This is a genomic window from Aquibium carbonis, assembly GCF_003970795.1.
Classification (GTDB): Bacteria; Pseudomonadota; Alphaproteobacteria; order Rhizobiales; family Rhizobiaceae; genus Aquibium; species Aquibium carbonis.
In genome coordinates, this window is the sequence record NZ_RWKW01000042.1 from 1 (window position 1) to 24,710 (window position 24,710).

Annotated in this window: 22 protein-coding genes; 12 read left to right on the plus strand and 10 right to left on the minus strand. The window is 64.8% G+C overall.

Annotated features, from left to right (window positions below; translation table 11 throughout):
• Nucleotides 1-79: 79 nt before the first annotated feature.
• The 10 genes from EJC49_RS12230 to EJC49_RS12275 form a co-directional block, all read right to left on the minus strand.
• Complete coding sequence (locus tag EJC49_RS12230; RefSeq protein WP_126700219.1) at nt 80-988, minus strand: cation diffusion facilitator family transporter; 909 nt, start codon at nt 986-988, stop codon at nt 80-82.
• A 43-nt stretch (nt 989-1,031) separates the two neighbouring features.
• Entirely contained in the window at nt 1,032-3,221 is a 2,190-nt protein-coding gene (locus EJC49_RS12235; RefSeq protein ID WP_126700220.1) for an anthranilate synthase, read from the minus strand.
• A gap of 249 nt (nt 3,222-3,470) precedes the next feature.
• A complete protein-coding gene (locus EJC49_RS12240; protein WP_245453381.1) occupies nt 3,471-4,193 on the minus strand; it encodes a phosphatase PAP2 family protein in 723 nt (240 codons plus the stop codon).
• Nucleotides 4,190-5,443, minus strand: a complete 1,254-nt coding sequence (locus EJC49_RS12245) for a DUF2254 domain-containing protein (protein ID WP_126700221.1) — start codon at nt 5,441-5,443, stop codon at nt 4,190-4,192. Before EJC49_RS12245 ends, EJC49_RS12240 begins: the two co-directional genes overlap by 4 nt.
• A 106-nt stretch (nt 5,444-5,549) precedes the next feature.
• The gene (locus EJC49_RS12250) at nt 5,550-7,229 is read right to left on the minus strand and encodes a formate--tetrahydrofolate ligase (protein ID WP_126700222.1); all 1,680 of its coding nucleotides are present in this window, start codon (nt 7,227-7,229) and stop codon (nt 5,550-5,552) included.
• 166 nt (nt 7,230-7,395) lie between these two features.
• On the minus strand, nt 7,396-8,040 hold the full coding sequence (locus EJC49_RS12255; RefSeq protein ID WP_126700223.1) for a response regulator: 645 nt from the start codon (nt 8,038-8,040) through the stop codon (nt 7,396-7,398).
• A complete protein-coding gene (locus EJC49_RS12260) occupies nt 8,033-9,442 on the minus strand; it encodes a sensor histidine kinase (protein ID WP_126700224.1) in 1,410 nt (469 codons plus the stop codon). Before EJC49_RS12260 ends, EJC49_RS12255 begins: the two co-directional genes overlap by 8 nt.
• 154 nt (nt 9,443-9,596) lie before the next feature.
• Nucleotides 9,597-10,778, minus strand: coding sequence for a choline ABC transporter ATP-binding protein (choV, locus tag EJC49_RS12265; protein WP_126700225.1), 1,182 nt, complete (start codon nt 10,776-10,778; stop codon nt 9,597-9,599).
• Nucleotides 10,775-11,635, minus strand: a complete 861-nt coding sequence (choW, locus tag EJC49_RS12270) for a choline ABC transporter permease subunit (RefSeq protein ID WP_126700226.1) — start codon at nt 11,633-11,635, stop codon at nt 10,775-10,777. Before choW ends, choV begins: the two co-directional genes overlap by 4 nt.
• A gap of 83 nt (nt 11,636-11,718) precedes the next feature.
• Nucleotides 11,719-12,663, minus strand: coding sequence for a choline ABC transporter substrate-binding protein (locus EJC49_RS12275; RefSeq protein ID WP_126700227.1), 945 nt, complete (start codon nt 12,661-12,663; stop codon nt 11,719-11,721).
• Nucleotides 12,664-12,899: 236 nt separating this feature from the next.
• On the opposite strand from EJC49_RS12275, the gene EJC49_RS12280 reads away from it, so the two are divergent.
• From EJC49_RS12280 to EJC49_RS12335, 12 genes are all read left to right on the plus strand, one after another.
• Nucleotides 12,900-13,511 (plus strand): thymidine kinase, encoded by a 612-nt coding sequence (locus tag EJC49_RS12280; RefSeq protein WP_126700228.1) that lies wholly within the window; start codon nt 12,900-12,902, stop codon nt 13,509-13,511.
• 99 nt (nt 13,512-13,610) lie between these two features.
• On the plus strand, nt 13,611-14,090 hold the full coding sequence (locus EJC49_RS12285) for a BA14K family protein (RefSeq protein WP_126700229.1): 480 nt from the start codon (nt 13,611-13,613) through the stop codon (nt 14,088-14,090).
• Between the two features lie 159 nt (nt 14,091-14,249).
• The gene (locus tag EJC49_RS12290; RefSeq protein ID WP_126700230.1) at nt 14,250-15,344 is read left to right on the plus strand and encodes a hypothetical protein; all 1,095 of its coding nucleotides are present in this window, start codon (nt 14,250-14,252) and stop codon (nt 15,342-15,344) included.
• Between the two features lie 35 nt (nt 15,345-15,379).
• The gene (locus EJC49_RS12295; RefSeq protein WP_126700231.1) at nt 15,380-16,525 is read left to right on the plus strand and encodes a hypothetical protein; all 1,146 of its coding nucleotides are present in this window, start codon (nt 15,380-15,382) and stop codon (nt 16,523-16,525) included.
• Nucleotides 16,526-16,549: 24 nt separating this feature from the next.
• Nucleotides 16,550-18,457, plus strand: coding sequence for an AAA family ATPase (locus EJC49_RS12300; protein ID WP_126700232.1), 1,908 nt, complete (start codon nt 16,550-16,552; stop codon nt 18,455-18,457).
• Nucleotides 18,458-18,569: 112 nt separating this feature from the next.
• The gene (locus tag EJC49_RS12305; RefSeq protein WP_126700233.1) at nt 18,570-18,824 is read left to right on the plus strand and encodes a type II toxin-antitoxin system Phd/YefM family antitoxin; all 255 of its coding nucleotides are present in this window, start codon (nt 18,570-18,572) and stop codon (nt 18,822-18,824) included.
• Nucleotides 18,821-19,228 (plus strand): type II toxin-antitoxin system VapC family toxin, encoded by a 408-nt coding sequence (locus tag EJC49_RS12310; RefSeq protein WP_126700234.1) that lies wholly within the window; start codon nt 18,821-18,823, stop codon nt 19,226-19,228. The genes EJC49_RS12305 and EJC49_RS12310 overlap by 4 nt, the downstream gene beginning before the upstream one ends.
• A 19-nt stretch (nt 19,229-19,247) precedes the next feature.
• Nucleotides 19,248-20,534, plus strand: coding sequence for a DUF6638 family protein (locus EJC49_RS12315; RefSeq protein ID WP_126700235.1), 1,287 nt, complete (start codon nt 19,248-19,250; stop codon nt 20,532-20,534).
• 9 nt (nt 20,535-20,543) lie between these two features.
• Nucleotides 20,544-21,668: a DUF2333 family protein gene (locus EJC49_RS12320; RefSeq protein WP_126700236.1), complete on the plus strand. Its 1,125-nt coding sequence runs from the start codon at nt 20,544-20,546 to the stop codon at nt 21,666-21,668.
• Nucleotides 21,669-21,826: 158 nt separating this feature from the next.
• The gene (locus tag EJC49_RS12325) at nt 21,827-22,588 is read left to right on the plus strand and encodes a 3-hydroxyacyl-CoA dehydrogenase (protein ID WP_126700237.1); all 762 of its coding nucleotides are present in this window, start codon (nt 21,827-21,829) and stop codon (nt 22,586-22,588) included.
• A gap of 12 nt (nt 22,589-22,600) precedes the next feature.
• Nucleotides 22,601-23,761, plus strand: coding sequence for a CaiB/BaiF CoA transferase family protein (locus tag EJC49_RS12330; RefSeq protein WP_126700238.1), 1,161 nt, complete (start codon nt 22,601-22,603; stop codon nt 23,759-23,761).
• A gap of 76 nt (nt 23,762-23,837) precedes the next feature.
• Nucleotides 23,838-24,599: a HugZ family pyridoxamine 5'-phosphate oxidase gene (locus tag EJC49_RS12335; protein WP_126700239.1), complete on the plus strand. Its 762-nt coding sequence runs from the start codon at nt 23,838-23,840 to the stop codon at nt 24,597-24,599.
• Nucleotides 24,600-24,710: the final 111 nt, after the last annotated feature.

A 24,710-nucleotide genomic window follows, 5' to 3' on the forward strand; every position in this document is an offset into this window, starting at 1 on the left:
ACATCGACCCGCGCCATCCTTCTCGTGGATCACCTCGCCAAACGAGAAACAGAATGAATCGGTTTGGGCGCGACACGCTCTAGGCGAACGGAACCGCGGTGGTGCCCGGCGGCAGCTTGGCCTCGTCGTCCGGCTCGACATGGATGATGACCCGCACCGACGGGAGTTCATCCTGGAGCGCCGTCTCGATCCGGTCGCAGATCACATGGCTCTCGCCGACGGTCATGGTGCTGTCGACCACGAGATGGAACTCGATGAAGGTCGCCCGACCCGCGATGCGGGTCTTCAGATCGTGGACCTCGAGCGCGCCTTTCGAATTGACCGAGATGATATCGCGGATCTTGCGCGTCTCGACCGGATCGGCGGCGACGTCCATCAGGCCCTGCACCGACTGGCCGATCACCTTCCAGCCCTGCCAGAGGATGTTCAGCGCGACGATGATGGCGAGCAGCGGGTCGAGGATGGCCCAGCCGGTGAGGATGGCGCCGACGAGCCCCACGATCACGCCAACCGAGGTGACGACGTCGGTCATGATGTGGCGGCCGTCGGCTTCCAGCGCCGGCGACCGCTCTTTCCGGCCCGTGCGGATCAGCACCGTCGCCCAGACGGCATTGGCCACGGCGGCCGCGCCGTTGATGGCCAAGCCAAGCGCCGGTTCTTCCATCATGCGCGGCGCCTGCAGGGCCGACCAGGCCTCACGCATGATGAGGAGGCTGGCAAGAACGATCAGTACGCCTTCGAGCACCGCGGAGAAATACTCCGCCTTGTGGTGCCCATGCGGGTGGTCTGCATCCGCAGGCTTGTGGCTGACGCGGATCGCCCAATAGGCGGCACCGGCCGCGATCACGTTGACGATCGATTCCAGCGCATCGGAATAGAGCGCGACAGACCCCGTCACCCGCCACGCCGCGAATTTGAGCGCCATCACGCCGAAGGCAACGAAGATCGAGGCGAAGGCGAGCCGCCGTATGCGCTGCTTGACCGGCATCGTCAGTTTCTCCAGGCACCGGCGCCCGACAGGCCGCCCATCGTCACGCCGCCTTGACCTTGGCCTTGCGCGGCAGGTGCGCCACGACGTTCTCGATCATCCGCATGCCGGCGTTCTGGCCCAGCGACATGATGGATTCGGGATGGAACTGCACCGCAGCGATCGGTTCGCGCTTGTGCTCGAAGGCCATGATGACGCCGTCCTCGGTTTCCGCCGTGACCATGAACTCGTCGGGAAGCCGAACCGGATCGGCGAAGATGGAGTGGTAGCGGCCGACGGTCACCTCCTTCGGCAGACCGGAGAAGACGACGCCCGGCTTCGTCACCCGGATGCGCGACGGCTTGCCGTGCATGGGGATGTGGAGCTGGCGCAGTTCGCCGCCATAGGCCTCGGCCAGAGCCTGCAGCCCGAGACAGACGCCGAAGATTGGAAGGTCCCGCCCGCGCGCCTTGCGGATCGTGGCCGCGCAGTCGAAGTCCTTGGGCGAGCCGGGTCCGGGCGACAGTACCACGAGGTCTGGCCGAACCGAGTCGAACACCTCGTCGGCGACCGGCGTGCGCACGGTGGTGACGCTGGCGCCGGTCTGGCGGAAATAATTCGCGAGCGTGTGAACGAAACTGTCCTCGTGGTCGACGAGCAGGATACGCACACCCTCGCCCACCCGCGCGGTCTGGCGTTCCTGGCGTGCGGCGTTGCTGGAGCCGGCTTCGCGGATGGCCGACAACATGGCCGAAGCCTTGAGTTCCGTCTCGGCCTCTTCCTCGTCGGGCACGGAATCGTACAGGAGCGTTGCGCCGGCCCGCACCTCGGCGATACCGTCCTGGATGCGGATGGTGCGCAGCGTCAGGCCCGTGTTCATGTCGCCGTTGAAGTGGACCATGCCGATCGCCCCGCCGTACCAGCAGCGCGGGCTTTTCTCGTTCTGCTCGATGAAGCGCATCGCCCAGAGCTTCGGCGCCCCGGTCACGGTGACCGCCCAGGCATGCGAGAGAAAAGCGTCGAACGCGTCCATGCCTTCGCGCAGCCGTCCCTCGATATGGTCGACCGTGTGGATCAGGCGGGAATACATCTCGATCTGGCGGCGCCCGATGACGCGCACCGATCCGGGCTCGCAGACACGGCTCTTGTCGTTGCGGTCGACATCCGAGCACATGGTGAGCTCGGACTCGTCCTTCTTCGAGTTCAGGAGCTTCAGGATCTGCTCCGAATCCGAGATCGCGTCGTCCCCGCGCTTGATCGTGCCCGAGATCGGGCAGGTCTCCACGCGCCGGCCCGAAACGCGCACGAACATTTCGGGCGAGGCGCCGATGAGATACTCGCCCTGGCCGAGATTGATGAAGAAGGAATAGGGCGACGGGTTGATCGCCTTCAGTCGGCGCGAGATTTCCGACGGCTGGGTTTCGCAGCGTTCGTAGAACATCTGCCCCGGCACGACCTCGAAGAGGTCGCCGCGGCGGAAGCTTTCCATGGCCTTGCGCACGAGCTTGGCATATTCGCCGGGCTCATGATCGCCGCGAGGCGGAACACGCTCGCTCGGCCGGAACGGCTCCTCGACCGAATCGCGCGGCAGTCCTTCCGTGGTCCAGCCGTCACCAGCGTAGTCGTAGCGGTCATGCCATGCTCGCGCGGCATGGTGATCGACCACCAGAACCTCGTCGGGCAGGAACAGCACCATGTCGCGCTGGCTCTCCTTGCGCTCCAGGGTGTGCTTGACCGGATCGAACTGGAAGGCGAGATCGTAGCCGAACGCGCCGTAGAGACCGAGGCTCGGGTCATTGTCGGTGCGAAACAGGCCGACGATGGCCCGAAGCACGGTGAACACCGAGGGCACCCGCGAGCGTTCCTCCTCGGCGAAGACACGCCCCGGCACGGCGATGTCCATCGCCAGCAACCGGGCGCCACGCTCGCTGACGGTGATCTCGGGCAGGCCGGCAACGACGTCGGCGATCGCGGGCAGCATGGCCTCGCCCCTGCCGTTCAGCGCCTCGATGCGCATGGTGCGCTCACGCGAGGAAATCACCAGCGGCGGGTCGATGATGGCCGTGTCCCAGCGCGTATAGCGGCCGGGATACTCGTAATTGGACGAGAAGACCGCGCCGCGCCGCGTATTGAGACCATCGACATAGGTCTCGATCGCGCCGCCGTAATCCGTTTCATGGCGCCGGCGGGTGATCGCGACGCCTCCGGCGGTCAGGAAACGCTCCGCCCCGTTTTCAAGCACTTCCACCGTCATTTCCGTCTCCATCGTGGTTGGCGGAAGCGCCGGGAGCCCAAAAAATCGAAGGCCGCCCGGAGTATCCGAAGCGGCCATATCGTTTTACGTGAACGCGCGTCGATGGCCGCTAGTTTGCGGGCCACCACCAGTTCGCGATCGTCGAAGCGTTGTTCATGGCTGCATGCTTAGCGGCGGATCGTCGACCGCGCAACTGGGATTCTCGCGACCCCGACGAAGCGCGTCCGCGTCCGCGATCCGGTCGCTTCGTCACGAGCCGGAAGGCCCCTGTCGCCAGGCGCGCAACCCCGTCACCACCAGCCATGCCAGACAGGCCCAGGATACGCCGAACGCCCATCCGGCGGCGACGTCCGACGGCCAGTGGACGCCGAGATAGACGCGGCTCACGCCGATGCCCAGCGTGAGAAGCAGGGCAACCACGAGCACGTAGGCACGCACGGCCATGCTGTCGACGAAACGGATGATGACGGTCGCGAGAGTGAGGTAGACCACCGCGCTCATCGACGCATGACCGCTCGGAAAACTCGGCGTCTGGACGCTGACCAATTGCTCGACGAGATCGGGCCGCGGACGGTCGTAGAGCAGCTTGAGGCCATGCGACAGGGACGTGCCGAGCACGATCGACAAGATGGTGTAGAGCGCTGGACCGTAGCGTTCCGACACGACGAGAAAACCGGCGACGGCGAGAACGATGAGGGTCAGCAGCGGATAGCCGCCGAGCGCTGTCAACTCGATCATGAATTCCTCGAGCCATGGGGGACCGATGGGATCCGCCATGTCCCCGGGGGTTCGAAACGCCAACAGGAGCCAGCGGTCGAACTGGCCGAGTTCCGCCTCCGACACCTCCTCCGCGATCTGGAGAAAGGCGAAGACACCGAAGCCGAAAAGCGCTGCGACGGCCACCGGCAGTGTGGCCAGCCGCATGTCGCGCATACCTCGAACGAGCTCCCGAAGGGCAGCCACATTGCTCACGCCAGAACCTCCGCCGCTGCTTTCCTGACCCGCTCCCTGTCCGGGTCGAACGTCATTGCATGCTCGGCCCGACCGAGCGCCATCCGGCTGTGGCGACCCGCGGCCGTCCTGCACCGCCCGCCTTGCTGCCTCGCCAGCGCGCCGAACGCCTTCTGCAGACGGATCTGCACCTCGACGATGCCGGCGCCGTCTCGCGCGATCGGCGTGAACACGTCATCGAGCAGTTCCTCCGTGGTCAGGGCGGGTACGAAGAGCCGGGGATAGGCAGGCGTGCCGCTCACCTGGGCCTTGTCCCACACGGTGAGAAGCCGGATCGCCCTCGAGATCACGTCGATGGCCGTTCCGGGGTCGTTGATCGCCGGCGACAGCGCCCGGGAAGCGATCTCGGCGAGCACGGAGAAACCGAAGCGCGGATCCTGGTCGAAGCTGCGTTCCTTGCCCAGCATGAAAACCTCGCAAATGGCGGCGACGTCGTCGTCGTCAGGAGCGAACGTCAGATAGGCGACCGGTCTCGTTGGATCGACCAGCGTGCCCGGGAGGGCGGCCACACTGACGGTTGCCTGCCTTGCATCCGCCCATTCCGCCAGCGCGGCCACGTCGATGTGTCGGACGTAGCCCACCGCCGGTATGAAGACGGGATGGTCATGACCCACCTGCCGGTCCGCTTCGGCGGGAAGCGACCCTCCGCCGAGATTGGGACGCTCGATCCAGGCAACGAGCGCCTTCTCGGTCGCCTCTTCCACCTCGCGGGTCGTCTCGTTGACCCGGCCGAGGCGCACCACATAGTCGATCCACCGGACCAGCGTGACAACGATGATCATGACGACGATGAGCGTGAAGACGAACAGCACGAGACGGCCGTTCTCGCCCTGCAGGTTCATCGCCAGCGTGATGATGCCGACGAGACTGAAAAGGAAGGAGCCGAGAAACGCCGCCAGCACGTTCTGCGACGTCGTGTCTTCGATCATCAGCTTCGTCGCCCGCGGGGTGACGCTGGTGGTGGCCGCGGAATAGGCCGAAACCATCGTCGTCAGCGAGAATGTCGTGACCGCGAGCATGCTCGACGCGAGGATGTCGAGGATCTGCCCGACGGAATCCGCCCCGATCTTCTGGGACACGCCCGAAGGGATGTAAGGGCCGGTCAGGATGGCCACGATCGGGGCGAGGACGGCCAGGAGGGAAATCAACGCCGCCCTGAACCAGAGTTGTCGCCCCAGCAGGGACACGAGCCAGGACCAGCGCGACGTCATGTATTCATCCCCGAATTTCCGGTTGGAGCGTGCCCGAAACTAGCGCGTCCGGCCCGAAATCAAAGGCCGGACGCATCTCCGAGGGGATTATTGTAACGAAACCAGGTCAGAAAAGGCCTTCGATGTAGCCCTGATCGTTGAGGAAAATCTTTTCCGACGAAGGGCTCCTCGGCAGACCCGGCATGGTCATGATCTCACCGCAGATCGCCACGACGAAGCCGGCGCCGGCCGAAAGACGGACCTCGCGAACCGGCACCGTGTGCCCCGTGGGCGCGCCGCGAAGATTGGGATCGGTCGAGAAGGAATATTGCGTCTTGGCCATGCAGACCGGCAGGTGGCCATAGCCCGCCTCTTCCCACTGCCTCAGCTGGTCGCGCACGCTCTTGTCGGCAATGGCCTCGGAGCCGCGGTAGATGCGCTTGACCACGGTGTCGATCTTCTCGAACAGGGACATCTCGTCGGGATAGAGCGGCGAAAACTGCGCAGCACCCGACTCGGCGAGGGCCACGACCTTGCGGGCCAGATCCTCGATACCCGCCGATCCATGCGCCCAGTGCTTGCACAGGATGGCCTCAGAGCCCTGGCCGGCGACGTATTCCTTCATCGCCGCGATCTCGGCATCGGTATCGGTGGTGAAATGGTTCATCGCCACGACCACCGGCACGCCGAACTGCTTCACGTTCTCGATGTGGCGGCCGAGATTGGCGCAGCCCTTCTTGACCGCCTCGACGTTCTCGGCGCCCAGATCCTCCTTCTTGACGCCGCCATTCATCTTCATCGCCCGCACCGTGGCGACAATGACCGCCGCCGCCGGCTTCAGGCCGGCCTTGCGGCACTTGATGTCGAAGAATTTTTCCGCGCCGAGATCAGCGCCGAAGCCTGCTTCGGTCACGACATAGTCGGCGAGCTTGAGCGCCGTCGTGGTGGCGATCACCGAATTGCATCCATGCGCGATGTTGGCGAAAGGGCCGCCATGCACGAAGGCCGGATTGTTCTCCAGCGTCTGCACGAGGTTGGGCTGCATGGCGTCCTTGAGCAGGACGGCCATCGCCCCGTCGGCCTTGAGGTCGCGGGCATAGACCGGGGTCTTGTCGCGACGGTAGGCGACGATGATGTCGCCCAGCCGCTTTTGCAGGTCCTTCAGGTCCGTCGACAGGCAAAGAATGGCCATGACCTCGGACGCCACGGTGATGTCGAAACCCGCCTCGCGCGGATAGCCGTTGGCGACGCCGCCGAGCGAACAGATGATCTCGCGCAAGGCGCGGTCGTTCATGTCCATGACGCGCCGCCAGACAACGCGGCGGGTGTCGATGCCGAGGTCGTTGCCCCAGTAGATGTGATTGTCGATCAGCGCCGACAGGAGGTTGTGGGCGGTGGTGATCGCATGGAAATCGCCGGTGAAATGGAGGTTCATGTCCTCCATCGGCACCACCTGCGCATAGCCGCCGCCGGCAGCCCCGCCCTTGACGCCGAAATTGGGTCCAAGGGACGCTTCGCGAATGCAGGTGATGGCGCGCTTGCCGATTCGGTTGAGCCCGTCGCCGAGACCGACGGTGGTCGTCGTCTTTCCCTCACCGGCCGGGGTGGGGTTGATCGCCGTCACGAGAATGAGCTTGCCGTCCGCACCGCCCTTCTTCGAGGCGATGAACTCGGCGGAAATCTTGGCCTTGTCATGCCCGTAGGGCAGCAGGTGCTCGGACGGTATGCCGAGCTTTGCGCCGATCTCCATGATCGGCTTCTTCTTCGCTGCGCGCGCGATCTCGATATCGGACTTCACGTCGGCCATTGCGTCTCCCCCGCATTCGTTGTCCGAGCGGAGACCTCCCTCCGCCCGGCCGCGATAAGAGCGCGGGCAGCCCAGCGCCGCCGTCCCAAAACAGCCGCCCAATGCGCCGATTGCGACAGGCCGGCCGGTCGACGGCGACGAATCGGCCGTCGCGGGCTGCGTGTCGTCAGCCGACGCGTCCCCACATCTCCGCTGCCTTGATGGTGGCCTCGACGCGGTTGCGCACCTGGAGCTTCTGGAGGATGTTGGTCATGTAGTGCTTGACGGTCTTCTCCTGGAGATTGAGCGAGCGTCCGACCTCCTTGTTGCTCAGGCCCTTGGCCACGAGGCGCAGGATCTGCTCTTCCCGCGCCGTCAGTTCGGTATTGGCCGGCCCGCCATTGGTGCGGGTCCGCATGCCGACGAGAAGCCGGGCCGCGAGGCCGGGCGCGACATAGGACTGGCCCGCCGCGATTCCCCGGGCGACCCGCACCAGTTCGGGTCCGCCGATCCCCTTCTGGATGTAGCCGGCCGCCCCCAGATCGAGCGCACGGACGATGTCGTCGTCGGCCTCCGAGACGGTGAGCATCGCGATGCGCGTGCGCGGAACGACCTCGGCGATGCGCTTGGCCGCCTCCAGCCCGCTGCCGGGCATGGAGATGTCGAGGATGATCAGGTCGGGCTTGTGAAGCATGGCCAGCTGCACGGCGTTGGCGGCATCGCTGCCCTCCGCCACCACGTCGAAGCCTCCGTCGTCCTCGAGCGTTCGCACGACGCCGCTCCGGTAGAGCGGATGATCGTCGACGACGATGACGGTGATCTTCCTAGTCATCAAGTTCTCCCGTTCCGAACGGCAAAGCCATCCACATTTCCACCGGTGCGTCCTGCCTTGCGGAAAAGCCGAAGGTTCCCCCCAGCACTTCCACGCGCTCGCGCAGCCCAATCAGGCCGAGCGGCCGCTTGTCCTCGTCGAGGCAAGGGCAGACCGCCGGACCATTCCTCAGCAGGATGAAAAGCTCGCCGTCGCGTGTTCCGCACTCGATCGACTGGTCGCGCCCTTCAGCATGCCTGTAGGCATTGTTCAGCCCTTCCTGAACGAACCTGTATGCGCAATATTTCATAGAAGGTGCAACGAACCCGTCGATTTCGCCGATTTCGATCGAGACGCGCGTGTCCGTGCGCCTTTCGTGGGCCTGGGCGGCCTTGCGGATGACCGCGCCGAGGTCGAGCCCGCCGATTTCGGGCAGCGACATGCCAGAGCAGATGGCGCGGATCTCCCGCATGGCCTCGTCGAGCGTCTGCTTGATGGTCGTGCATTCAGCTTCCCAAGCGGGCGGCACGTCCTTGAGGCTGCTGATGCGCAACGCTGCGAAGCCGATGAGCTGCGCGGGACCGTCGTGGAGATCGGCGCTCAGCTGTCGCACGTGGCGCTCGTTCAGGGCGAGGCCCCGGGACGCCGCTCGCTGGACGCGAAGCCGCAACTCCCTGTTGACCTCCGAGACGCGCTCGGCCTCGTCGGTGCGGGCCCGAAGATCGTGGCGCTGCCGTTCGATGGTCCGGCTGGCCTGATGCACGATGCCGAACAGGGTCGTTCCGATCAGGAGCGTCGCGCCGATGGTGATGGCGATCACCAGAAGCGTCGCCTGTCGAAGCGTCTCGCGAAGGCCGCTGGCGTTCTCGTAGAACTCGGCAACACCCAGGACACGCCCCGTCCATGGATCGCGGATCGGCGTGTAGACCTCAAGAAGCGGGACGCCGAGCCGCCGCTCATAGGCGCTTTCTTCGTGATCCAGTTCCTCGATTTCGGCCACCAGCTCCCCGCGCAGCGAGCGCTCCAGCGCATCGAACAGCGGGAACTTCCGGCCGATCAGGCTCGGGTCATGCGAATAGGCGACCACGCCATCCGGCCGCCACAGCTTGATCGAATGGATCCGCCCGCCGAGCGCACCCCTCGACAGCAGATCGCGCAGCGCCTCGCTCGGATTGATCGGCAGGGTCTTGGTCTCTTCCATCTCGCGGGCGATCGGCAGCAGCAGACCGTCCATCACGATCGCGGTCGCCGCCGCCGCGTTCGAGATCGCACTTTGTGTGATGACCCTGTTCACCACAGTGCCGGCGATGAGGCCGGAGAGCGCCATCGCGACAGTCACCGCGATCGCAAAACGCGTCGAGAGATTCATCGTGAACGCGCCACGATCAAACAGGCTGGAAAGCCTCGGAACCGGCCTGCTCATGATCTCGTCACGGCCACCGCTGCTAGGCCGGCGCGATTGGCCGGCGCGGGCCGCTCCGCACGCGTATCAGGCCTCGAGCCGCACTCGCGAAGAGACGGAGGATGCAAGGCTCGTCTCTTGCGCCGCGACGGTCGGATCAGCACGAGAGATCCCATCAACGACGCAGGACGGCCCGCAGCACGTCGCGGACCCCGATCGAACCGATGAAGCGGGCTTGTTCGTCGAAGATCGCAACGGGCGCGGTCTGCGATTGATGCATGGCGTGCATGACCGTCTTCAAGGAGGTTCCGGGCTTGGCCCAGAAGACCGGCGGACGCTCGCGCGGCAACGTCTCCACGTCGTCGCACGACGACCATATGGCCGGCTCGCCGTTGTTCTCGGCGGCCACCACCAAGTAGTTTTCGTCGAGCTGGAACCGCGTCGTCTGCCGCCTGTCCAGCCAGACCCAGCCGTCGCCGGCCGTCGTCAGGTCGCGCCGGTCGCGCATCACGTTCCAGGCGGTCAGGACCGACAGCGGATTGACGTTGGCGATGAAGTCGCGAACGTAGTCGTTGGCGGGATTGAGCACGATGTCCTCGGGTGCGCCGGACTGGACGATGCGCCCGCTCTCCATGATGGTGATGCGGTTGCCGATCTTGAGCGCTTCCTCGAGGTCGTGGCTGACGAAGATGATCGTCTTCTTCAGATCGGCCTGAAGCTGGAGCAGTTCGTCCTGCAACTTGGTCCTGATCAGTGGATCGAGCGCGGAAAACGGCTCGTCCATGAGCAGGATCGGCGCTTCCGTGGCGAAAGCGCGGGCCAGGCCCACGCGCTGCTGCATGCCGCCCGAGAGTTCGTGCGCGTACTTGCCTGCCCATTGCGAGAGGCCGACGAGATCGAGCTGCGCTTTCACCCGCTCGCGCCGCTCCTTTTCGGGAACGCCGGCGAGTTCGAGGCCGAAACCGACGTTCTCCGCCACCGTGCGCCAGGGCAACAGAGCGAACTGCTGGAACACCATCGCCACGCATTCGCGGCGGATCTTTCGCAGCTTGTCCGGCCCGCAGGAAACGACGTCGGCCGACCAGTCGCCGTCATGCACGATCACCTCGCCGCGCGTGACCTCGTTCAGACCGTTCACGGCCCTGAGCAGGGTGGACTTGCCGGAGCCCGACAGCCCCATCAGCACGGAAATCTCGCCCTCTTCCACCGTCAGGTTGCAGTCGGCGCAGCCGAGCACCGAGCCGGTCTTCTCGAGGATTTCCTGGCGCGTGGAACCGCCGTCGAGAAGCTCCAGCGCCCCCCGCTGGTCCTCGCCGAAGATGATGTCGACGTGACGGAACTCGACGGCCGTGCTCATTTGGCGCCTGCCGTCCCGATGCGCGACATGCGGTCGAGCGAGATGGCGAGGATCACGATGGCCAGCCCCGCCTCGATGCCGAGCGGGATTCCCCGCGGCCCGGAATTCAGCGCCCTGACCACCTCCGTGCCGAGGCCGCCCGCTCCGATCAGCCCGGCGATCACCACCATGGACAGGCAAAGCATGATACATTGGGTCAGGCCCGCCATGATCGTGGGGAGCGCTGCGGGCATCTCGACCTTCCAGAGCAACTGTCGGCCTGTCGCGCCGAACGCCTCGCCAGCTTCGATCATCGGTTTCGGCACCGAGGTGATGCCGAGATAGGTGAGCCGGATCGGCGCGGGCGCCGCAAAAATGATGGTCACGATGACACCGGGCGCGACCCCGAGGCCGAACAGGATCAGCACCGGAATGAGATAGACGAAGGTCGGCATGGTCTGCATCAGGTCGAGCACCGGATTCAGCCATCGCCAGACTTTTTCGTTGTGCGCGGCCCAGATGCCCAGCGGCACGCCGATCGCCATCGACGCGGTGGTGGACGCCACGACGAGCACGAGCGTCTCGACGGTCTGTTTCCAAAGGTCCTGGTTCACGATGAAGAGGAGGCCGACCAGAATGCCCAGAGCCAGCTTCCACGAGCGCTGAAGATACCAGGCCAGACCGGCGATGGCCAAGGCGAGCAGGACCGGCGGAACCGCGAGGAGCACGCCGGCCAGGCCCTCGAGAACCGACTTGAGCGCATCGGCGATCGAATCGAAGAACCACTCGAAATTGTCCGTCAGGAAGTCGAAGAACTGCTTGCCCCATCGACCGATCGGAATCTTGTAACCGGCGATCCAACCCGAAACCGGATCCATGTCGACCTGCCCCTCGTGGTCCTTCGTGATCGAGCGGCGACCGGACCGAAATCGGGCCGCCGCGCGCTTTCAGTGAATGTTGCTCACATGCCCAGCGAAGACTTGACTGCCGCCATGGCGTCGCCACCATCGAGCGTCGTCACGCCCTCGAGCCAGGGACCGACCGCCTCGGGATTGGCCTTGAGCCAGTCCGTCGCGGCATCGGCCGGATCACGGTCCTCGTCCAGGATGGCGCCCATGATCTCGTTTTCCATATCGAGCGAAAAGACCATGTTGGTCAAGAGCTTGCCAAGATTGGGGCATTCCTCGACGAGTCCCTTGCGGACATTGGTGTGCACGGTCGCACCGCCGTAATCCGGGCCGAAGACGTCGTCGCCACCCGAAAGATATGCCATCTCCACGTTGGAGTTCATCGGGTGCGGTTCCCAGCCGAGGAAGACGATGTCCTTCTGTCCGCCGGCCGCCTTCTTGACCGCCGACAGCATGCCCGCCTCCGAGCTCTCCACCACGTCGAACCCGGCAAGGTCGAACTGGTTCGCCGCGATCATGTCCAGGATCAGGCGATTGCCGTCGTTGCCGGCCTCGATGCCGTAGATCTTGCCTTCGAGCTCGTCCTTGAACTTCGCGATGTCGGCGAAGCTCTGCAGGCCCTTGTCAAACGTGTATTTCGGCACCGCCAGCGTGTATTTCGCGCCTTCGAGATTGGTCACCAGGGTGACGACAGAGCCGTCATCGCGATAGGGCGCGATGTCGGCTTCCATCGTCGGCATCCAGTTCCCGAGGAAGACGTCGATGTCGCCGCTCTTGAGCGACGCGTAGGTGACCGGCACCGACAGGATTCGGGTCGTCGGCGCATAGCCGAGCGCTTCGAGCACGACGGATGCCGTCGCCGTCGTGGCGGTGATGTCGGTCCAGCCGACGTCGGAGAAGGTCACGTTCCGGCAGCTTTGCGGATCGGAGGCATAGGCGGCGGACGCCATCGCCGCCGTCAGCCCGATCGCGAGCGCGGTGGTCCTTGCGTGAATCATCGAGGTTACTCCCATCGTTCGGATATCGAAAAGGACGGAACGTCCACATGCTGGCATTGCATGCGTGGAGCCAAACACCATTTAGTCGACGTTTCAAGCCGCATACCGCCATGTGGTGGCCATCTTACGCCAAGGATCGCGATCAGCCCGCATTTGCCCGTGGATGACCGCCGGCCAGGCCGACTTCGTCGACCCGACGGACTCCCCTCCCCGCGGATTCTGCGCTTTAAGGCGCCATGGCCAAGCTCTACTTCCACTACGCGACGATGAATGCCGGGAAATCGACAATGCTGCTGCAGGCGTCGTACAACTACCGGGAGCGCGGCATGTCGACCATGCTTTTCGTCGCCGGCCACTACCGCAAGGAGGATGCAGGCTACATCTCGTCCCGGATCGGCCTCGAATCGGACGCCCGTCTGTTTCGGGACGGCGACGATCTGTTCGCCGCCATCGCCGAGCATCACGAGCACGCTTCCGTCCATTGCGTGTTCATCGACGAGGCACAGTTCCTGGAGGATGCACAGGTGTGGCAGCTGGCGCGGGTCGCCGACAGGCTCGGCATTCCGGTCATGTGCTACGGCCTGCGCACCGACTTCCAGGGAAACCTGTTTTCCGGCTCACGCGCGCTTCTGGCGATCGCCGACGAGTTGCGGGAGGTGCGCACCATCTGCCGCTGCGGCCACAAGGCGACCATGGTCGTCCGGCTCGACGCGAACGGCAAGGTGGCAAGACAGGGCGAACAGGTGGCGATCGGCAAGGAGGTCTATGTCTCGCTGTGCCGAAAGCACTGGGAGGAGGAGATGGGCCGCTGGGCGCCGGAAGATTTCATCGGCTTTGCAGGCGGTTGACGACGGTCGGCCCCGATCCCTGGTTACCGCGAATTAATGGAACGATCCGAGCCGGAACGCGTAAATGGGGTCTAGGGACATCGCTTGGAAAGGTACATCATGAAAAAGTTCACGACAGCGCTTTGCGCCACACTCGCATTTGCCATGGCGGCATCGTCGGCGGTTCCCGCTGCTGCGGCTCCGGTGTTTTCGCCGAGCGTTCCGCAGGCCAGCAACGACATCACGCAGGTTCAGTCCCGCCGTGACGCCCGTCGTGGCCAGGAACTGCGCCGCGGTGACCGCAACCGGAACAACCGTGGCCGCTTCGAACGCCGTGGCAACTATGCCTACTACAACAACCATCGCGGCTATCGCGAGCGTCGCCCCGGCTATCGCCAGCACAACGGATTCTGGTTCCCGCCGGCTGCCTTCATTGCGGGCGCCATCATCGGCGGCGCGCTGAGCAACAACGTGGTGCGGCCGATGGGCAGCGCGCATGTGCAGTGGTGCCACAACCGTTGGCGGTCGTATCGCGCCTCGGACAACACCTACCAGCCGTACAACGGTCCGCGTCGCCAGTGCGTGTCGCCCTATAGCTGACCCGCAGCATCGCAAGGATTGATGCCAGGCCCGCCCCTCGCCGAGGGACGGGCCTTCTCTTGCGTGGCGGCATGAGTCGGCTCGACCGAAGGCGGTCTTTCAATCGATACGTTCGATCCATATATTCGCCCCACAGAAGCACCCGGCTGGAGGGGATCCATGGCGACGCTGCAGAAATTCGATGCCGAGATTGCGCGCACCAAGCAGGTGGTCGACGAGATGCGATCCCGCATCGAACAGTCGGGCATCGTGCTCGAAAAGTTCGCAACCGCGGACCAGGCCATCGGCGACGCCGACTTCGACATCGAGAACGCCCGCATCCAGGACGTGCTCAAGCAGCAGAAGGTGATGGAAGGCAACATCGCCGACCTCATCATCGGGCTGGAGGACGCGACCAATGTCTTCGGCTCCGAGTTCGAGAGCATGAAGAACTACACCGGCTGGGAGAGCTTCGTCGGCATCTTCTCCAAGCAGCGCCAGCAGCGCATGCGCACGGAGCGCGTCCGCAACATGTCGCTGGCCGGCAATCTCCAGGAACTGCTGGCGAAATCGGACACGATCGTCGGGATTCTGAAGGCGCAGAAGCAGGTGCTGGACCAGCGATACGCAACGTCCGAAGCCAGTCTTTCGCAGGTCATCGAACGGCGTAAGGTGACGATCGCCAACCTGACCGCCACGCAGAAGCGCATCGAGGAGTTGAACCCGATGCTGCTCGACATCGAGAACCGCATCGCCGCCTCGACCGACCAGACCATGCGCACGGAACTGGAGGCCGAGCGGTCGAAGCTGGCGACCGAATACAATGAGCGGCAGGCCAAGGAGCAGGAACTTTTGGCCGAGAGCCAGACGCTCGAGCGTTACACCTCGATGTTCCAGACCTTCGTGGATTCGCTCAACAACCAGATCGCGGCGCAGAACACGCTGATCAACAAGCTGACCATCGACACCGAGCAGCGCATCGTTCTCTACAAGGCGCTGGAGGACTCGCTGAAGACCGCCGCCCAGCAGGACGTGGCCCACAAGATCAACACGCTCGGCAGCCAGGTCGACACCACCGCCGAGCAGACCATGGCGGGCATCGGCGCCGCCGCGCAGAAGCACATCGGCGACCTGCTCGAACTGCATGAGAAGAACATGGTCGCCACGGCCGACATCCAGCGCCGCAAGAAGCTCGCCGACGACGCCTTCGCGCGCCGCTTCGAGGAGGTGCTGCGCAAGCACAACGCCGCCGACTACGTGAAGACGGGCGCCTGAACAGCAGCAGCCGGGCTCACAGAAATGGCGACGCCATGACACCCGCCGACACGGCCGCCGGCCGCTATTTCGACGCGATCGCGGCCGCCCTCGCCGGACTGGACATCTTCCTGCGCGACGAGCGCTCGAAGCTACAGGCCCACGGCCTGATCGCGCAGATCGTCTCCGAGTACATCGTGCGACTGGAGAACTCCTTCGCCTGCTGGCGAAACCGGCTGGGGTTCACCGAGAGTTTCCGCATCTCGCGCGCCGAGAGCGGCTTTCCCGTGTTCCAGAACGTGCTGGAGCTGGAGAACGACCGGCGCACGGCCGACAAGCGGTTGGCCGGAATTCCGCAGCCCGGCGAACTGCGCGCCGAGATGGTGGACTTCATCCTCCGCCACAAGGAGTTTCCAAGGACGCTCCAGCGCATGATGGCCGAGCGGCTCTATCTGGAGGAGGCGAGCACAGGGCTCGTCTTCGCGCCTTTCGTGCTGCCCAAGACGGTCCGCGTCTCGGTCAATCCCAAGACCGGCCGACCCTTCTACCTCGTCCACTGGGGCGCGTTCGACGGGGCGGCCAACCTGCCCTTGGTCTACATGGCGATGGTGGAAGACAGCTCGCCCGACCTGACCGCCATGCTGGTGACGCGCGATGGCAAGCTGAACGACAAGATTCCGATCCCGTTGCCCGTCGAAGGCCTGCTCAACCCGGCTCTCGCCCGCCGTTTCGACGATTTCGCTGAGCGGAATTCGGCCTACTCGCTGTCGCCGGCCACGATCGCGGGCAATCTCGACAAGGACTTCGAGAACCTGCACCCCAAACAGTTGCGGCGCGTCGTGCTCGGCCCGTTCTATTCGGCCGGGATCACCGAGCACAACTCGACCGTGGCGGCGGTGCTCGACCGGGTGCGCCGCCCGCAGAACGCCTGGCTGCTGACCTGGACGATACAGGAGGTGTTTTCCAGGACCGAGAAGCCGGCACGGCGCGGCCTTTGGTCCAGCGAACCGGCACGCGAGGAGTTCCATATCGAAACCGACGATCTGCAGGCGGCGCGCCAGGGCGTTTCCGCCTACGAGAAGCACGCGCTGATCCCGCACGAGGCCTATCAGGCGCTCTATGCAGCCGGCGAGGCGCAGAAGATTTTTTCGGGCTACAAGGTTCATGTCCTGTCGGGCTCCGGCGTGATCAGCGATGTGTAGCCCGTCGGGAAGGGAGTGACGCTCATGGACGCCGGCCTGACCACCATCACCGAGAAGGACATCGAGAAACACCGCGCGACCGCACAATCCCTGGTCACGCGCATCATCGTTCTGGAGGACGATGGAGGGCGTTCGGCCACCGCGCTCGCCGGCACCGGGCGGCGCTTCGTCTCGACGGTCTCGACTGGCGGCGCAAGGCGCACGCGCGAGGTGGAACTGGGCAAGACGATCGCGGCGCTGCGCCCCGGCGACCAGTTGCTGTCGATCCCGCAGCACACGCTGCTCTTCCGCGCCCGTCGCGGTCTGGAGGTGTCGCTGGCCATTGGCGACGTCTTCGCGCAGGCCTCCGACCTCGAGAGCCTTCAGGCCCGGAACCTGCACGCGCCGCTGCAGGGCGAGGACGCGGCCCGCTACAAGAAGCTTCTGTCGGCATCGGCCTATGTCGCCGCCTTCGCCTTCGCCTCCTACCTGCTGCAACTGGTCGACGGTGAGAGCGAACCGGTCAACGACACGGTCGAGCCCGACTTCCTGTTCGACACGCAACAGGACGCGCTGAAGTCGATGGTCTCGGGCCTGGACCGGGCCATCGCGGGAGCGAAGGACGAACAGGAAATGACGGCGCGCGCGCGCGCCTTCGCCCGGGAGGCGATCGAGGGGCTGCTCGCCCGCAAGGGCCGCTTCGACGGGCTGGGCGCTTTCGAGGACGCGCATATCCGGCTCGATGCCGACGACTTCACGCTCGATGGCTTCGACGTGACGCCGGGACAGAAGCGCAAGCCTTTGTCGATGACCTTCAAGAAGCCGGAAGACATCGTCGGCAACCAGATCGCCAAGTACCAGGCGATGCGGCTGGCCAAGATGATCATGGCCTATGATTTCGACCGGCAGATGAACCCTTTCGTGGAACTCGGCGGCTTCCTCTTCACTTTCATCGGCGACGGCGCGCCCGGCACCGGCAAGACCATGCTGATCCAGATGACCGCGGGCCTGATCAACGACTACTGCCAGGTCGCCGGTTATCCGTTCCACTACGAGAATTTCGGCGTCGACCAGATCTCGTCCTATCAGGGCAAGTCGGGGCAGAACTGCCGGCAATTCGTCAACAACATCATCAACCCGCGCGCCATCGGCTTCGGCACCATCGACGACATCGACCAGGTGGCGGCCAAGCGCTCCGACGACCGCGCGTCGGCAGGACAGCACGAGATCACCGGCGTCTTGATGGCGGCCTTCGCCGGCGCGGAGACCGTGGTGCGGGGCAACTGCTCGTTCGGCATGTTCTCCAACTATCCCGAGAACGTCGACGACGCGCTGCGCCAGCGCGCTGGCGCCCGCTGGCTGGTCGACGGCCCGCAGACCCGCGACGACTACATCGACATTTTCGTGCTGCTTGCCGGCAAGAACCACAAGATCCCGCTTGGCGACCATGCCCTTCTCCAGAACCAAGCAATCCAGAAGGCGGTGTCGGTGGCTTACAAAGAGCACGCCAAGCCGCAGGAAGAGGGTCTGCGGAAGGTTTACGACCGCTTCCTCGACCGGTTCGGCGAGCCGAAGACGATGGCCGACGTCGGCACCTACCTTCACATGATCCGGGAGGCCGAGCCCCGCTTCACGGGCCGCGCGATCAAGAACGTCACCGACGCCATCAAGATGCGCGCCATGGATTTCGACCTGCCCGACGAATGGTTCGAGGCGCCCGACGCGTTCATGCGCAAGCCCTACGACGAGAAGAAGGCGATGATCGAAGACCTGCGCGGCCCATTCTCGATGGATATGGTCATGCAGGAGATCAACCGCTACGCCGACTCGGAATTCCGCTACTCCGACCGCTCGGACGACACGGCTGTGTCGAAGATCGTGCGCGACGCGAAACTGCGCGAGCGGGCGATCGGCGAGATCGAGGCTCTGAAGGCGAAAGGGCTGTGGGGCTAACCTCCTTCTCCCCGTGAACGGAGAGATGGGGAGTTCGGCGGGCGCGGATCGCGATTGCAGAGGTCGATCCGAGGCACTAGATTCTGGCGTGGCTGGCTAGAAGGGCAAGGACATGCACGAGGTCGGGACACTGGAAGCTCGCAACTCGCTGAGCGCGCTCTTGGAGCGCGTGGAGAAGGGCGAGGAGATTACCATCACGCGGCACGGCAAGCCCGTCGCGCGGCTGGTGCCGCCTGCGCGGTCCGAGGAGCAGAAGGCCAGGGCACGAGAGGCCGCTCTTGCAATCATCGAGATGCGCAAAGCAGTAAAACCCGATCCCGACGGACTCACGATCCGCGACTACATCGAGATGGGTCGGCGCTATTGACCATCGTCGTCGACAGTTCCATCGCCTTGGCCTGGTTCCTGCCGGACGAGAACAGTCCTTTGGCCCTAGATGTTCTGATGCAGGTGACCGAAAGCGGGGCTCTGGTGCCGCAGCACTTTCAGGTCGAGTTTGGAAACGCGTTGGTGATCGCCGCCCGCCACAAGCGGATCGACCGGGACTATCGGCGCCGGACATTCGAACGCATATCGGGTTTGGAATTGACGACCGATCGCGCAGGCAGTGATAGGATGTGGATCGATACAGTCGAACTGGCGGATGAGCACGGGCTTACGCTCTATGACGGGGTCTACCTGGAACTCGCCCTCCGCACGGGACTGCCGCTTGCAACCCTCGACAAACGGCTCGCGAAGGCAGCACTCGACGTCGGCCGACTCCGCAAATGACAGGGTGGCGAAATCCGGCATGAACTTGCTCCGCGACAGCGAACTCATCTACGGCCGCCTCCTCACGGTGGAGGAGCCGCACCTCATCGCGCGTTACAACAAGGCGCTGGCGGCGTTCGGCCTCGCGCCGACGAAGCTCGAAAGCTTCGAGATCGACCGCACCGGTTTTTCGCCGCAGGTGGCGGAGGACCTGGGCGACTACGGCTATCTCGATCCGAACGGGGTGAACCGGCGCTTCATCGTGCTGACACCATCCCAGATCGAACTGCCGGTCGTGCACACCGCCTTTTCGAACACCTCGCAGCTCATGTACGAGTTCCTGACGCGCAACCGACGCGCCATCGACGCCCTGACCATCAAGGACGTTATCTACGGCGAGATCGAGGATGCGGTCGCCAAGGTAGGCGACATCGAGGACCTCCTGTCGATCAACCAGGTCGAGTTCAAGGTGCTGTCGGCCGAAGACGTGCTGGGCAAGGCCGCTGAACTCGGCCGGCTTGCCGACCGACTGAAGCAGGAGCCGGAGGCCTGGCGCGACAGCGCCATGCTGGAGAAGATGGTGGAACTCGCGAAGGTCTGCGGTGACATCCGCGAGAATGCGCTCGTCCCCGACCAGGTGATCTTCCGCCACAACGCCTACTGGACGAGCCATTTCGGCGGTCTCTACGTCTTTGTCGATCCGGACATGACGACGGTGATTTCGGATCCTTCCGCGCCGGGTTTTCGCCGGTCCCGTCCCTGGCAGGTGAGTTACCTGTCGATCCACGACGCCGATCGGGTCTTCCAGTTCCTGCTGTCGACCGGCCGGCTCGACCTTCCGCGGGAATCCTGGCTCGACGAGTCGGGCTACCTGGAACACCGTGCGGACATGGCGGTCCGCAACCTGGTCCGCCGCACCGATCCGGACGCGGAACTCGCCAAGGCCGACAAGGTGTGGCTGCAAGCCTGGATCCACGGCCGCGCCGATCTCGTCAATCGCGAGGGCACCTTCCCCTTCCTCAATGCGGCGAAACGGCAGGCGGCCCGCACCGGCCGGGTGGATCTCGACGAAATCGACCCCGCACGGCGTTTCCTGGTCGTACGCGCCAAGCCGGAGCATCCCGACGCCTGGCTCACGAACATGCTGATCTCCGACTTCGTGCCGGACGATTTCATCTCCCGCTACGTCTTTAACAAGCAGGCATTCTACAAGGATTACGAATCCTACGAGCCGAACTGGCGGCGCCACGTTGTGGACACGCTCAAGACCGCCTATCTCTCCGACAAGGCCGGTCTTCGCCGGAAGCTCTACGGGCTGACCGACTAGGGGGAACGAATGCTCGATCCGATCGTCGACTTCTTTTCGCGGGTCTTCCAGGCCATCGGCCGCGGTATCGGCTGGGTCGTGGGCATCATCCTGTGGCCCTTCATGGCGGCAAGCCGCTGGTATGCACGACGCGGTTGGCTGATCAAGGGGCCGATCGGCATCGTGCTTCTCGTGCTGTTCGCGCTTTATGCGAACTTCTTCTACCAGACCCAGCGCTGGGCGGGCTTCGATCCCGACTACGTCCAGGCCTATGACCTGACCACCCGCAACGTGTCAGCCGGCGAACAGATCACCGCCGGCGGTGCCGGGGACACGACCAGAACATGCGGCCGCTCCGCCATCGCCGACGTGACGGCCGACCTGATCGACTTCAACGTCAACGAGAACTCCTGGATCTCGTCGATGCTGCTCTACAAGATGGGCTTTTTCGGAATCCGTTGGGACAACACGCCCTTTCTCGACAACCAGGCCTCTTTCCAGCGCGGCGTGAACCAGGCGATCCGGCGCACCTCGATCGAACTGGTCGATTCGCTCGGACGCATTCGCGGCACGTCGCAGATCGATGGCGACCTGCAGAAAGCCCGCGAGAACATGCAGTTCAGCGAGGACGCCTGGTATTTCGGCATCAACCCGTTCGGCCCCAAGACCCCGACACCGAGCTTCTACCGCACGGCGATCGGTTCGCTGCGGGTATTCAACGACCGGCTGGAGCGTTGCCAGGCGGTGTTCGACGCCCGCGCCGACAACCTGATCCAGTTCATCGACCGCATCGCCAACGACATCGGCTCGACCTCGGCGATCCTGCGGGAACGCTCGGAAAACTACGACCTCGGCTGGTTCGATACCCGCGCCGACGATCGCTTCTGGTTCGCCTACGGCCAGCTCTACGGCTATTACGGCATCCTGCATGCGGCCGGAGCCGACTTCGAGGATGTCATCGCCCAGCGCTCGATCAAGCCGCTTTGGGACACGACCGAGGACCAGCTTCGCTCGGCGCTCAGGATCCAGCCCTTCATCATCTCGAACGGCAACGAGGCCGGCTGGATCATGCCGACCCATCTCGCGACCATGGGTTTCTACGTCCTTCGAGTCCGCTCGAACCTGGTCGAATTGCGTTCCGTCCTCGACCGCTGAGGAAAAACCGGGGCCGGCTTGGCCGGCCCGCCATCCTCGTCATGCGAATGGCACCCGGCCGAGCCGATCGCTTCGTGGCCGATCTTGCAAAAGCGACCTCGCTGCCGCTACGATGAGACGATATTGTTTTGCTTCATAACATTCTGGGAGGACATCTCATGGACGCATCGGGTCAGGTCGCCATCGTTACCGGCGGTGGTTCGGGTCTCGGCGAGGCGACGGCGCGTGCTCTTGCAGCGCGCGGCGCCAAGGTTGCCATCTTCGACGTCGGCATGGAACGGGCCGAGAAGGTGGCGGCCGACATCGGCGGCATCGCGGTCAAGTGCGACGTCTCGAGCGCAGAGAGCGGCGAAGCCGCCTTTGCCACCGTCGTCGAAAAGCTCGGCACGCCGCGCATCCTGGTGAACTGCGCCGGGATCGCCATCGCCATGAAGACGACGAGCAAGGACGGCGTTCACCCGCTCGACATGTTCAAGAAGGTCCTCGACGTCAACCTCGCCGGTTCCTTCAACATGATCCGCCTGTTCGCCGGGCTTTGCGAGAAGTCGGAGCCGCTGGACGGCGGCGAGCGCGGCGTGATCATCAACACGGCGTCCGTTGCCGCCTATGACGGCCAGATCGGCCAGGCCGCCTATTCGGCATCGAAGGGCGGCATCGTCGGCATGACCCTGCCGGTTGCGCGCGACCTGTCGCGCGCCGGAATCCGCGTCTGCACCATCGCGCCCGGCATCTTCAAGACGCCGATGCTGGCGGGTCTGCCGGAAGACGCGCAGCGGTCGCTCGGCCAGCAGGTACCCTTCCCGTCGCGGCTGGGCGAGCCGTCCGAGTATGGCGCGCTCGCCTGCCACATCGTCGAGAACCAGATGCTGAACGCCGAGACGATCCGCCTCGACGGTGCCATCCGCATGGCGCCGCGCTAGGCGCGACATGCCATGGGGGAGGAGAAGCGGACCGGCCCGCTCGCGGGACTGAAGGTCATCGAGATGGCCGGGCTCGGCCCGGTCCCGCTTGCGGCCCTGATCCTGGCGGAGATGGGGGCGACGGTTCTCCGTGTCGACCGGCTGAAGGCCGGCGCTTCCTTCCTCAATCTTCCACCCGAATTCGATCTCGACCGGCATGGTCGCGAGACGCTCCGGCTGGACCTGAAGGCGCCGGACGGCCTCGCCCTCATGCGCGACCTCGCCGCCGGCGCCGATGTGCTGATCGAAGGATTTCGTCCAGGCGTCATGGAGCGGCTATCGCTCGGCCCCGACGATCTGCTTGCCGTCAACCCCGGACTGATCTTCGGCCGCATGACGGGCTTCGGCCAGGAGGGGCCGCTCGCTGAACGCGCCGGCCATGACCTGACCTATCTGGCGTTGAGCGGCATGCTGCACGCCATCGGCCCCAAGGGGGGCAAGCCCGTGCCGCCGCTCAATCTCGTCGCCGACTATGGCGGGGGAACGATGTTCCTGATCGCGGGCGTTCTGGCCGCGCTCTTCGAGCGCTCGCGATCCGGTCGTGGTCAGGTCGTCGATGCCGCCATGATCGATGGCGCCGCGACGCTCGGCAACCTCCCCTTCGCGCTCCTGGCGGCCGGACTGTGGCAAGACCGGCGCGGCAGCAACCTGCTGGATTCCGGCGCTCCATTCTACGACACCTACGAAACCGCAGATCGAAGACACATCGCCGTCGCCTGCCTGGAACCGCAGTTCTTCGACGCGTTCGCGCGCCTGCTGCCGCTGGACGAAACTTTTGCCAGGTCCCAGTACGACGTTCGCCTGTGGCCCGCCATGCGCGTCGCGATCGCCGCGCGCGTCGCGGAAAAGAACCGCGACGAATGGTGGGCCGTGTTCGCCGATACCGACGCCTGCGTCGCCCCGGTCCTGTCGATGGGCGAGGCTCCCGACCATCCGCACAATGTGGCGCGCGGAACCTTCCGGCGCGCAGGCAAGCTGGTGCGCGCAGCTCCCGCGCCCCGTTTCTCTCGGTCGGCCTCGACGCCTGCCCTCGAGCCTGCGAGCGGGCGCGGGCGTATCACCACTCTCGAAGCGTTCGGCATTGCACCGAGCCGCGCCGAGGCCCTTGCCATCGGCGGCGTGATCGGAGAATAAGGTGAGCAAACGAGTCTTCTTTTAAGAGTCCTCACGACACGAACCGTGCTGGACCCGTGGAGCCGGAGTTCGAGACGTGACAGACCAGAAGAAGGACGTGTTGCGGCCTACGGACGGCGACGCGATCCGTCTCGCGCGGCGTCTCCTGCGCGCGTCCCGCTTCGGATCGCTCGCGGTGCTGGAGCCCGAAACCGGTGCTCCCTCGGCCAGTCGGGTCGCGACCGCCACCGATCCAGACGGCTCGCCGCTGATCCTCGTCTCGACCTTATCGTCCCACACCGGCGGCCTGATCGCGGATCCGAGATGCTCCCTCCTGCTCGGGGAGCCCGGCAAGGGCGACCCTCTGGCGCATCCGCGCATCACCATCGCCTGCGTGGCGGAGAAGCTCGACCGCGAGAGCGAGGACGGAAAGAGGGCGCGGCGGCGTTTTCTGAACCGCCACCCGAAGGCCGAGCTCTATGTCGACTTCGGCGACTTCTCGTTCTTCAGGCTCGCGCCGCAACGCGCCAGCCTGAACGGCGGATTCGGCAAGGCCTATGCCCTGACCCGCAGCGATCTGCTGGTCTCGGGCACGGCGATCGACGAGATCGCAGCCGCCGAACAGGGCGCCATTTCCCACATGAACAGCGACCACCGCGACGCCATCGAGCTCTACGCCCGCCATTTCGCCAAGGCCAAGCCAGGCGACTGGATCATGACGGGGCTGGACGTGGACGGGTTCGACCTCGCCTGCGGCGATGATTCGCGCCGCGTCTTCTTCCCCGAGCCGTTGACGGGCGTGGCGGCGATGCGGAAGACCCTCGTCTCCATGGCCAGGACCGCTCGTGAAAGCGAATAAGTCCCGCGCCATGCAGTTGCCAGCGGAAAATCGCCAAGGGTGCGCTTCCACCCGGATTCGATCTGGACTAAAATTTGTTAAGTTTGCGATGGGAGGCTCCGCGAACGGAGA